Origin of the sequence: Pseudomonas sp. SWRI68, assembly GCF_014269165.1 — a bacterium.
GTDB lineage: Bacteria > Pseudomonadota > Gammaproteobacteria > Pseudomonadales > Pseudomonadaceae > Aquipseudomonas > Aquipseudomonas capeferrum.
In genome coordinates this window covers 50,046-61,278 of sequence record NZ_JABWRU010000026.1, presented here as the reverse complement: position 1 = coordinate 61,278, position 11,233 = coordinate 50,046, and the positions used below count along the sequence as shown (strand labels likewise).

Below are 11,233 nucleotides of genomic sequence, written 5' to 3'. Positions count from 1 at the left end.
CCTCGTCGGTAGAGGACTACGAAGCGCTGCTGCCGTGGAACTGCTCACCGGAGATGCAACGGTAAATCGAAGCTCCATCTGGCGGTAGGTGGGGTTCATGGATCGCACTCGGTCAGTTTGAGAAGACTGCACTCATAATTATGAAACTTGAGATTTTTAGGGGCGTTTCGAGAGGGTGGAAGGTGCGGCTGATTTTGGCGCAGTTTAGCTTTCTGCGCCAAAACGGGAAAAATTAGTTACTTGCAAACATCCATTACACTACCGCATAAGAATAATCGTGGTGTAATGATTTTATATGGGCAAGCCTCGCGACAGTTATCTCGGATATACATTTGAATCCTTTCGAATAGGCAATATGGTTCATAGGTATGCCTGCGGACTGCTCAACTAGCAAAACTTTCCGACGCCCACCATCAACAACATTTAGGTTGTGAGCGGCTTGGGCCGTAGTGCCACTTCCGGCGAAAAAATCTAATATCATCGAGTCTTGTGCGCAGAGGGAAAGTATCACATCCTCAATAAGCTTTAGCGGCTTCGGCGTTTCAAACACCTTGTCGCCGTATATATCTTTTATTTCTTTAGTCGCTCGCTCGGTAAGGTAACTATTGTCGTCCCACACGCTGCGAAGCTTCACCTTCTTATCATGTGAGCTATAGTTTTTGACATATATCACTCCATTCTTGCTGGCGTAAAGTTTCCAAGAATCCTTGGACGCCTTATCCAGTCCCCATAGCCAGCGACGTTCCGTCCCACTGCTGTCAACGGGATAAGCTGTAGATAGTCCCTCGGCGTATTGCGTGAACACATGCCCATCTTTGTTGTAAAACAAAGGGTAGAACATATTAGGGCGGTCCTCGCGACGACTAGCATCACCTTTCTTTCGGAAAAGCCCGTCTATTTTGAATCTGCCGTATTCATCCACCTTGTCATACTTGCTCACATCGTCACCCAAGCCAATAACCTGTGACTTGCTGCTTTTGCCGTACACAACCAAATATTCATGATTCACAGCAATGTTACGACTGCTCCCTTTGCCATTCTTGCTTCTCACAACTACGATGTTTCCAACGAAATTGTTGCTACCAAATATAGAGTCCAGTAGCAATCTCAAATATGGCTGTTCGTAATCGTCAATACTTACACATAAGAATCCATCTTCAGACAGCAGCTGGTGGGCCAATGCTAACCGAGGAAGCATAAATGCCATCCAGGCCGCATGGACTCCAAAAGCCCCTCTCTCATCAGATAGACGAGTATCGTTGTATACAAACTTATTACATGTGTTGTATGGAGGATCAATATAGCAAAGATTTATGGAGCCTTCTCGGCTTTTGGAAAGCTCTTGCAAGGCGCTTAGGTTGTCACCTCTAATCAATAAGCCATCCAACTGACGTGAGAAAAACTCTTCCACCTCGCGGACATTCAGGTTTGACGCCTGAAGAGGAAGCTCCGTTTGAAGGTTCAGCAGGCTTGCAATTTCAGATATCATTTGATTAGTATGTGAAGACAAATTTAGACCCTCGCCAATTTCCACATGATACTATATGGCGAGCCACTTATAAAGCGCTTTAAAAAACTGCATGGACGTTCAAGAATGAGAATCCCTGAAATCGCACTAACTCTAGAGGAAAAGCTTGTAGAGTTTGACGCCTGGCTAACGCCTCAGCTTGTTGAAATAAAGTCTAGCGGTCGCTTCAGGGATGAGTTATCCCTTATTGCGCATGTAATTGAAAGCCTGGCCCCTAGGCTGAATAATTTCGGCGCCATCGAAGACTGCGCTATACACCCTCTAGCTACTTCGGTTATAGAGCAGGCACTAACGTTAGCTCACAGCGCTTCTGGGGATTCGTGGCGGGCTGAAAAAGACGCCTCCTTGTTCATTTTCGGTTTTTTCAACCTTTTGTTTTCGGTGACTGGCGCAACCGACAATAACCTAAAGAACCACTTTATGATAAAGCTCCTACAGGATGAGGCCATAACAAGCTTCCCTGAGCGGGTCTTTACAACGAAGAAAGGCGTTCGCACAGTAACGGATTTTGTGGAAAAACCGCTCGGGCAAACAATAAAATGCGTTGACCTGTCCACGAAGCTCGGGCGAGGTCTCGCTTCTCACGCAGACTTAGAGTCTAGAAAAATTGCTTCAGATAAAGGCATGGATCTCCGAGGGGCCGCGCTACAACTAACTTATGAATATATTTCTCTAATTATGGTTGATAGGAGCGATTTTCGGCAGTTTTGGGCTGTCTGTAGGTCGTATATGCGCTGCTTGGAGATTTCACCTGAGGCCGCCAGGGCCCTTATCGCGCCTTCAATTATATTCAAAATAAGAGGTTCGGTTTCCGCGTCCGCAGGCCACGTTCCAGAAACTATCTTGCGGGACAAGCTGCAAATGCTGGGGTTGGAGCCTGATGTTGATTACAATTTGACCGATGTAATAATAGGTAGCCAGGAAGTTACTGAGGGTGGCAAAAAGAAAACTAAAACCCGCGCGTATGATTTTGCGCTTCCTTACAAAACAGCAGGTTGGTCTCCTAAGATATTCATACAGTCTCAGTTTTATGCCGGCGACTCTGGAAGTGTATCGCATAAAGTAGTCGACCAAACAGTCGCAACGCGCCCCTTCACCAGAAGTAAGCATAAAGATGCTCGCTTTGTGGAGTTCTTAGATGGGGCGGGATATTTCGCATCCCTGCGCGGTGACCTGATACATATGCTTCGAATGAAGGATACGCACTCTGTAATACAGGTTCGGTCGCTGTGGGTAAGATTAAGGCGAGAGTTGCAATCTATTGGCTTCATTACTCCGATTGAGATTGAGCATGCGGCAGTGCGAACCGATGATGGCAACATTGAAGAAATTAAATCTATTTTGATAGATGAAGGTTATTCGTTGCTGGAAATAGAGCGGGGTATCACGTACTCCATTGGTCAAAATATAATGTCCATCTCTGGTAATTGTTTAAAGCTAAATCCTGATAGAGTTACTCTTGCTCGCAGGCTGTTCATAATTGATACTGTCGCAATCATTGGGCGTCATTTGATAACTGCTGAGGACATGCGTCGGAGTATCACTATACCCGGATATGGTCCGTCCTATGGATCGGACAGCACCTCCCTAGCCCAGTCTATTGAGAAGAACTTCAAGTATAGTTCTTTAAATATTGCTGAGTTCGCATCTGATTTGGAGTGGCTGACTGAAGAAAAGGTAATAAATCAGTCTCATTGATGTTTTATAATTGAAGTATTATGTCAGATATATGGTTCCTGAGCCTCGCTTTGGGGGATTAGATTAAAAGTGTTCGATGGTGAGAAACCTCAATTGAACTGAATCAGCGGTATATTTCTGAGCTGATAGCTCGCATAAAAAAGCCACCGCACGGTGGCTTTTTATCGCCCTGGTAGTAGTTAAGCTAAGCCATCAGGCTCGAATTAAAATTTCTATTTGTTCAGCTCTGATCCCCAAGCTGATGGCAAGCCCCCCTTTAGCTTGCTCGATGCTTAGCCCTACTTGGTCCTCGGGCAATTCATCTTCGGCAATCGGAGCGTTGCCACCTATTCGATGTGCCTCTGTTAGAACTGGGACTGGCTTGAAATCCAACTCATCGAGTTTCAGGCCAAAATCACTTAGCTTCATGTATGCAATCGGATTCCTACCACCATCCCAGCAGTCGGGCACGTCAATCTCGGCATACTCACTAATCTTTACGATCTTTCTAACGTCGCCCTTGGAGTCCTCCTTTAGAGATTCAACTCCTGAAATCTTTCCTACCAAAAATGCCGTGCCGTGTGGGTGGGACGCATTCCCCCACTCAAGGTTACGATTCTGAACGCATACGATGTAGCGTATCTTCGATGCATTGCTGGTCGATAGGCGCCATGCTTGGCTGCCTCCTTCTCGCAGAATACGCTGAAGTCCCCGGCAAGTGAAAACCGCTAGGCAGGAGGGGCTATCGACTTTTTCGGCAATATTGGTCATGGGTGAGATCCTTCGGAGGATAGCTTGATCATTTAAGACTACATCAACTCTGTAGAAATCCAATAGAGATTTAAGAGCTTTTTTGTAGAGATGCAAATCTCCAGCCGCTGTGTTCCTTTTTGGTATGCCTAGGCTGATACGGGCAATTCGAGCCTCTATCAGCCTTTTCGCTTGAAAAGTAACACCCAAAGTGCAACACCGTTAGAACAACACCCTAACTGATACAGGTTGCACTATGTTCATCCGCGCCTACCTTCGCGCATCCACCGAAGAGCAAGACGCCGGCCGCGCGCGGGCATCCCTAGAAAAGTTTGTCAGCGACCATAACAAGGTCATCGCCTGTGAGTACCTGGAGAACGCCAGCGGTGCCGCCGCAGATCGGCCGGAGCTGTTGCGCCTGCTCAAGGATGCCCGCAAGGGTGACGTTCTGCTGGTCGAATCCATCGACCGCCTTTCCCGCCTCCCCGCCGATGACTGGGCCAAGCTCAAGGGCGCAATAGACGCCAAGGGCCTGCGTATCGTCGCGCTTGATCTGCCCACCAGCCATCAGGGTATGCGTGACACGCAGGGCGACGAGTTCACCGGCCGGATGCTGGCCGCGATCAACTCGATGCTGGTGGAGATGATGGCGGCGATCGCCCGGAAGGATTACGAGCAGCGTCGCGAGCGCCAGGCTCAGGGTATTCAGAAGGCTAAGGCCGCCGGCAAGTACCAGGGCCGACCCGTTGACGAGCAGTTGCACAAGCGGGTGAAGGAGTTGCTGGGCGCCGGTTTGGGCATCCGGGCCACGGCCAGGCACGCGAACTGCTCTACCACCACAGTGCTGAGGATACGTGAGCTAGGCGATCACCAGTAATTAAACGGGATAGCTGATGTGCTCACAATGTCAGGGCTGTAACCGTACTGCTTGACCAGGAACTCTGCAGCTTTTGCGGCTCGATGCTGATTCGGATTTGGGCCAACGATCACCTTTTTGAGCGCACCTGGTTTCTCTTTCAGCAAATCCAGGCACACATAAGGGATGATGTAGGAGGGCCCCGGTCGGAAACGCACCTGTTCAACAGGGTGGTTGGTAATGATCCGCCATTCGGCCTCTTCGTGAAAACCCTCATGCTTGAACAGCGGAGCGATCTCTAGGAGCGACTCGCCAATCACATCCAGCGCCAGATCAGCTTTCATTTTCAGATCACCACTGAGTCGCTCGTTGAACTCGACCATGCATTCAACCTTCGCCCTGGTGTCGAGCGCATGAAACTGCTCCAGACTCATGGGAATGGTGGGGAACAAGGCCATACAGGATGTGATGATCTCGGTGACCTTGAGCTGCTGTTCATCATGACCGTACAGACATGGCTCAAGCTGCAGCTCGCGTTCTTCGCAGTACTCAGCCATTGCGGCCCGGTCGATCCCAATGCAGTAGCCGCTACCTCCAGGACAGTAGCCACGCCACTGGCTGAGCAGATCCGGCTTTTCGCTGAAGGAAGAGACGTAAAGGTCATTTCCCCTAATGCTTTTTAGGTGGCGGTGAAGAGCCGAGCCAAACGACTCCCAGTAGTCGTTATCAAAAAAATAATTGGCTAGCGAAGCGGCGAATGAAAGGGCGTGGACGAACTCTGTCGGATCGTTCAGGAAGTGGGTATTGGTGGCCCAAACGGATTTGCTTTCTAGGATACCCAGCAATCCGTGCTGACTGGTGTAATGGTAGAGAACGCTCAAGAGCACCAATCCTGTCGCCAAAAAAAGCGGATTTTTGCTGTCATGCTGCTGTCAGGAGAAAGAGACCGGACGGACTGGAATCGCTGAAAGCCTTGATTTTAATGGTGCGGAGACAGGAATCGAATACCTGGCATAGATCATCGTGAATACTGGTATTTTAGCTCGGACCCGCACAAACGTATCCCTAAACGTATCCCTAAATCACGAGCTTCCTAGATTGCGCACCTGCGGCGCACCCCGCCATCAGGTGGCACGGCCGCTAACTCCTGATTGGCTCAAGCTGGTTCCACAGCGTCCTTCGGTGGGCCGAGTACAAAAGCCAACTGCCTAAGATCCTCGACTTTCAGATCAAGCCCTTTGCCTTTGGGGCTTTCCTCGAGTATCCCAAGCGTAAACAAGGTGACGTATCTCACCTCTTCGCTCTGAACGATTAGCTCCTTCAGGTATCGTCGATAGCGGTAGGAGCTCATTTGCGCTGGTGGCACGTAAAGGGAAACCCGCTGATCCGAAAGGGTGTCGTAAAAGGTGAAGCTGAACCCTTCTCCGTACCGTTTTACGGTGCCTCCACCGAACAAGACGCAACCGTTGTCACCCAGGCTCTGTGCTGCGCTAATGTGGCGAAAGTACGAACGGAGAGGTACTACTCCGTATCCCGATACATGGAGGGAAAGGAGGTTAAATTCTTCCTTCGACAGTTCCGCTTTGGCGTTCCTGTAACTCTCCACCAGCCTCTCGAGATCAGTCGTTTTCGTGGGGCCTCGACGCCTGTCATTTGAATCGGTGCCAGTCCTACGGCGACCCTCGCGTTGGCCATCACCGTCTGCTTCCTCATCGCCGCTAACGGGGCGTTCGCCGCCACGTGTTTTCTCTTTCAGAGTTGGGTCGAAGATATCGATGTAGTCGTCTAGCTTCCGTTTGGCCCTGCGGACTTTCGCCTGATCCTCCGTCTCGCCAGGGCGACTTTTGCCACCGTCTCCATCGGCGCCGTGCTCGATCCACTCACAGTTAGAACTATGCTCATCTTTCGGGTTAGCACGAAAATGCGCGGCCTGGAGCTGTGTGGACTCCTGCGGGTTAACGTAATAGTTCACCCCAGTAATCTTGGCTTTGAGCTCCCTGCACTCCTCATTCGTGCATAGAAATGTAAAACGATTACGTGGTGGCTCAAGAGATAAGTACTCCCGCCGGGCAGCAGCAATCGAGACTTCCTTGTTCAGCTCCACGCAGAAAGCGCGCGTAATTCGTTTGTTCGTTTTCATCCGATCCACATCCTTGGACAGCCTTATCGCTATGTCGGCCGTTAGCCATGATCGAGGCTAACGCAGGCCGTCTCGAAGAGCCAGTGCCTGGAACACTTCAAGTAGACGGGATTTTGCGACCCCATGCCCCCTATTCAATCGTGCCTTCAGCGGCAGAAGCATTACCCGTCCACCCGATTCTGGAGGCCGCCGGGGACCCTGAGAGATGCGGCTAGATACGGGGCTGGAAACCCGCGCCATCGTGTTAGCGGACTGGCCGCCAGGTTACTGAAATTTCAATCATTGAAGTCAACTGAACAGCTGCGTGAAAAGTTGATTTTTGCGGGTACGGTAACGATAAGGCTTGGTGTTCAAGAAGCTGCACAATTCACCCCGGTTCACCTGATTCACCAGTTCACTAAGCTGGGCGCCCTGCCGCTAACAAAGAGCCGCGGGTTTCCTGCCCCGTATCTTGCCCAGCCTCTCAGGGTCCCCTAGGCATCCAGAAGACATGTAGGAAAGAGGCACTTGCTCCGCTGATGGCAGGATTCGATAGGGGGCGTGGGGTCGCTAATCCTCTACAAGCCAAAGTGGTGTAACAGGTGTAAACCGTGTAACTAAAACCTGTAACTAACTGATTTACAAGACCTTTATGTTGGTTACATAGTATCCAGAGCGCGATGCTGTGGTTGTGTAACATATGGGTCGGTGTAACGTCTCCAAAGCCCACAGCTCACTCAACGCTGGCGACTCCTGCCATAAGCACGAAACTTCTCGTGCTACGACATCCATCTAGCTAGGAACAAACGTTGCTCAAGTCACGCAGCATGCCGACCGCTGAGGAGGCTTGAACGCAGTATTCATCGGCGCCTCGCATTCACCCGAATGCTGACGATAGCCCTTCGCACTTATCAATCTCCGGCAGTGGCAGGCTTGCGCATTCGGTAGAGACGATCAGGCCTCCTCGCAATGGCAATTTGACTATAGTAACTAGCCATCGTGCTTCCATTCGGTTCGCATAGCGCTGGATCTTTGCAGGGATCGTTTGAATAGAAGGAGGAAGACCTTGGTACGAATTCGCAAGATCGAGATCCAGAATTTTAGATCCATTCGCACACTGAGCTGGCAGCCTTCCCCTGGTCTAAATTGTCTGATAGGTCCGGGAGACAGCGGCAAAAGTACGATTTTGGACGCCATCGACATCTGCCTTGGAGCTCGGAGAAACGTATCCTTTGGGGACACTGATTTCTATCGACTGGATGTCACTCAACCAATTCAAATCACCATGACGCTTGGGTCGCTCCCCGACGCATTGAAGGACCTGGATGCTTATGGACATTATTTGCGTGCGTACGATCCAGTGACAGGCTTATTAGAGGAAGAACCACGACAAGGAGCGGAGACTGTCCTGGTCCTTCGACTCACTGTTCAAAGTGATCTTGAGCCTGCTTGGACACTGATCTCAGCTCGAGCCAAGGTACTTGGCCTTGAGCGAAATATCGCCTGGAAGGACAGGGTAGCTATCGCACCAGCCAAGCTAGGAACGTATGCCAGCTCCAATCTATCGTGGAATCGCAATTCGGTCCTAAATCGTCTATCAGAAGAACGTCCGGAACTGACGGCTGAACTCGCCCGCGCCGCGCGCGAAGCAAGGCTCAGCTTTGGCGACCAAGCCGGAGCGCAGTTGCGTAGCACATTACAGACAGTAACCCGAACGGCGACAAATTTAGGTGTTCCGGTCGGCGGTGCAGTCCAGGCGCTGCTCGATGCCCAGGCGGTTTCAATCGGCGACGGCGCAATAACGGCGCATGACGCTGCTGGAGTACCTTTGCGTGCCCTTGGTACCGGTTCATCCCGGCTGCTGGTAGCCGGTCTGCAACGCGAAGCCGCACAGCGTTCGTCTATCGTGCTGGTTGATGAGGTGGAGTACGGACTGGAACCTCACCGGCTCACTCGGCTACTAAATTCGCTTGGCGCAAAGGACAATCCTGCGTCGCTACAGGTCTTCATGACCACTCATTCCCCAGTTGCAATACGAGAGCTCAGCGGCAATCAGATTTTCGTCGTCCGAAAGAGTAACGACGAAGCTACCCATGTGCTGCAGGTGGGCATACACGACGACGTGCAAAGCACGGTCCGCGCCGACCCGGAGGCATTTCTAGCCCGCAACGTCATAGTTTGCGAAGGGGCGAGCGAGGTTGGTTTTATACGCGGACTGGACCACTTCTGGACCTCTATAAACGGCGCTTCGATGCTTGCGGCCGGCACAGCCTATGTGAATGTTGGCGGTGGTGAACCCGACCGGTGCTTCGTTCGGGGGCTGGCCCTGCGACGCCTAGGGTATCGAGTGCTAGTCCTCGTCGACGCAGACAAGCCACCAACTGATACGGTCGTCCAGGCTTATGCCGCAGCCGGAGGGGAAACCATGACTTGGCGAGCGGGACGCGCCTTGGAAGACGAACTTTTCCTCAGCTTGCCAGATTCCGCTATCGATGCATTGCTCGAGAGGGCAGTTGAACTGGTCGAAGAAGATTTAGTGGCCGCCCACATCCAATCGCATTCTCAAGGAGCCATCACGCTTGCAAACATTCGCGCGCAACGCCTCACCGGCACTCCGTACACAATGGAAGTGCGCCAAGCACTCGGCTTAACCTCGCGCCTTCGCAAAAACGGCTGGTTCAAGTCCGTCACCAGATTTGAAGACGTGGCCAAGGATATTGTCGGTCCACATTTGTACGGGGTAGAAGCAGGATTTGCTACGTTGGTCAATCAGTTGTACGGGTGGGCCCATGCCTGAGTTCGATTTGTTGGCCAACCGTTTGGGCGCCATTACGGCACCTGCAGGCTGTGGCAAAACACAGATTATCGCCGACACTCTGGCTCACCATGTGGGCCCCAAGCCCATACTCATCCTCACGCATACTAATGCAGGGATAACCACACTGCGTCTACGGATGCAGCGCAAAAATGTACCTTCATCGGCGTACCGCATCGCCACGCTGGACGGCTTTGCCATGCGCCTGGTGAGCTTCTTTCCTGCGCGCAGCGGCTTACCACCTACTGTTCTGGAATTGAGAAACCCAGGTGGCGACTATCCCGCGATCCGCCTTGCAGCGCTCAATCTGTTACAAGGTGGGCATCTCAGTGACACGCTAGCTGCCACGTACTCCCATCTTATTGTTGACGAATACCAGGACTGCAACCTGGTACAGCACTCTCTGGTCACTGCGCTGGCAACAGTGTTACCAACCTGCATCCTTGGCGATCCGATGCAGGCGATCTTTGGCTTTGGCGGTAACCAGTTAGTCGACTGGAATGCGGATGTGCTACAGCAGTTTCCTCTGATCGGCGAACTCAACCGACCTTGGCGATGGATTAACGCCGGGACACCTCATTTCGGCCAATGGCTGCTGGACTGCCGAGGCGTCCTATATGCTGGCGGCAGCATCGATCTGCGCCAAACCCCTGCCGAGGTGACATGGGTTCAACTGCAACCAGCCACCGCAGAACGCCAGCGACTGGCTGCAGCGTTGACGCGCTCGGTGACCCCGGACGGTCAAGTTTTGGTTATCGGCGATAGTCGTAATTCCCGAGGGCGTCGGCAAATGGCGAGCCAAACCCCAGGGGCCGTCGCTGTTGAGCCCGTAGATCTTGCGGATCTCACCAATTTCGGCCTCACGTTCACCCTGGAAGCTACCGATGCCGTCACGCGGCTCGTTCACTTCGCTGCTGAGACAATGACACAGGTCGGCGTCTCTGCCCTTTTGCCGAGATTAGATTGCCTACGCAGAGGCACCGCGCGAACACCAGCGACGCTCCCCGAAACAGCGCTTCTGGCCTTCGCGGCCACGCCTACTTATGCATTGGCTGCAGACGCCCTCCGTACCTTAATGCGTCAGGACAATGCACGTGTTTATAGACCCGACGTTCTGTATGGATGCCTGCGAGCTTTACAGATGGCTGCCAGTGGGAACTGCACGTTCTCGACTGCCACGGTTCGCGAGCGGGAGCGTAATCGCCACGAGAGTCGACAGTTGTCTCGCCGCGCAATTGGCAGCACCCTCTTACTCAAAGGCTTGGAAGCCGAGGTGGCCGTCATTCCTTCACCTGAAAACATGGATGCCCGGCATCTCTACGTCGCGCTGACGCGCGGTTCGAGTAAGCTTGTAGTGTGCTCAGCAACGCCAGAGTTGGTACCGCTGCGGAGTTGAACGAAGCTTCAGACCACTTTCTTCAAACGGCCAAGCGAATGACGACCTCGATCACCTACACTTTTTCATAAAATAATCCATCCACTTGTGCC

General features: G+C 52.0%; 8 protein-coding genes. 4 read left to right on the top strand and 4 right to left on the bottom strand.

The window, feature by feature from the left end:
• Positions 1-253: 253 nt before the first annotated feature.
• Entirely contained in the window at positions 254-1,510 is a 1,257-nt protein-coding gene (locus HU770_RS24480) for a site-specific DNA-methyltransferase (protein ID WP_202883873.1), read from the bottom strand.
• An 84-nt stretch (positions 1,511-1,594) separates the two neighbouring features.
• On the opposite strand from HU770_RS24480, the gene HU770_RS24475 reads away from it, so the two are divergent.
• Positions 1,595-3,226 carry a hypothetical protein gene (locus tag HU770_RS24475; RefSeq protein WP_186666029.1) on the top strand — a complete coding sequence of 544 codons (1,632 nt, stop codon included), beginning with the start codon at positions 1,595-1,597 and terminating at the stop codon, positions 3,224-3,226.
• A gap of 192 nt (positions 3,227-3,418) precedes the next feature.
• Here the strand turns inward: HU770_RS24475 and HU770_RS24470 are convergent, their stop codons facing one another.
• Entirely contained in the window at positions 3,419-3,976 is a 558-nt protein-coding gene (locus HU770_RS24470) for a hypothetical protein (protein WP_186666027.1), read from the bottom strand.
• Positions 3,977-4,211: 235 nt separating this feature from the next.
• On the opposite strand from HU770_RS24470, the gene HU770_RS24465 reads away from it, so the two are divergent.
• On the top strand, positions 4,212-4,832 hold the full coding sequence (locus HU770_RS24465) for a recombinase family protein (RefSeq protein WP_186666025.1): 621 nt from the start codon (positions 4,212-4,214) through the stop codon (positions 4,830-4,832).
• Here the strand turns inward: HU770_RS24465 and HU770_RS24460 are convergent.
• Together HU770_RS24460 and HU770_RS24455 are read right to left on the bottom strand one after the other, a co-directional pair.
• Positions 4,823-5,692: a DUF2971 domain-containing protein gene (locus tag HU770_RS24460; RefSeq protein ID WP_186666023.1), complete on the bottom strand. Its 870-nt coding sequence runs from the start codon at positions 5,690-5,692 to the stop codon at positions 4,823-4,825. The two genes, HU770_RS24465 and HU770_RS24460, sit on opposite strands and share 10 nt — an antisense overlap.
• Positions 5,693-5,967: 275 nt before the next feature.
• Entirely contained in the window at positions 5,968-6,951 is a 984-nt protein-coding gene (locus tag HU770_RS24455; protein WP_186666021.1) for an ATPase, read from the bottom strand.
• Positions 6,952-7,996: 1,045 nt separating this feature from the next.
• Between HU770_RS24455 and HU770_RS24450 the strand changes: the two genes are divergently transcribed.
• Both HU770_RS24450 and HU770_RS24445 read left to right on the top strand, forming a co-directional pair.
• A complete protein-coding gene (locus tag HU770_RS24450; RefSeq protein WP_186666019.1) occupies positions 7,997-9,727 on the top strand; it encodes an ATP-binding protein in 1,731 nt (576 codons plus the stop codon).
• On the top strand, positions 9,720-11,141 hold the full coding sequence (locus HU770_RS24445; protein ID WP_186666017.1) for a UvrD-helicase domain-containing protein: 1,422 nt from the start codon (positions 9,720-9,722) through the stop codon (positions 11,139-11,141). Before HU770_RS24450 ends, HU770_RS24445 begins: the two co-directional genes overlap by 8 nt.
• Positions 11,142-11,233: the final 92 nt, after the last annotated feature.

What these genes read in the sequence shown, in the direction of transcription:
- HU770_RS24465 (WP_186666025.1), top strand. Translation starts at nt 4,212, where the DNA reads ATGTTCATCCGCGCCTACCTTCGCGCATCCACCGAAGAGCAAGACGCC.
- HU770_RS24470 (WP_186666027.1), bottom strand. Translation starts at nt 3,976, where the DNA reads ATGACCAATATTGCCGAAAAAGTCGATAGCCCCTCCTGCCTAGCGGTT.
- HU770_RS24455 (WP_186666021.1), bottom strand. Translation starts at nt 6,951, where the DNA reads ATGAAAACGAACAAACGAATTACGCGCGCTTTCTGCGTGGAGCTGAAC.
- HU770_RS24445 (WP_186666017.1), top strand. Translation starts at nt 9,720, where the DNA reads ATGCCTGAGTTCGATTTGTTGGCCAACCGTTTGGGCGCCATTACGGCA.
- HU770_RS24475 (WP_186666029.1), top strand. Translation starts at nt 1,595, where the DNA reads ATGAGAATCCCTGAAATCGCACTAACTCTAGAGGAAAAGCTTGTAGAG.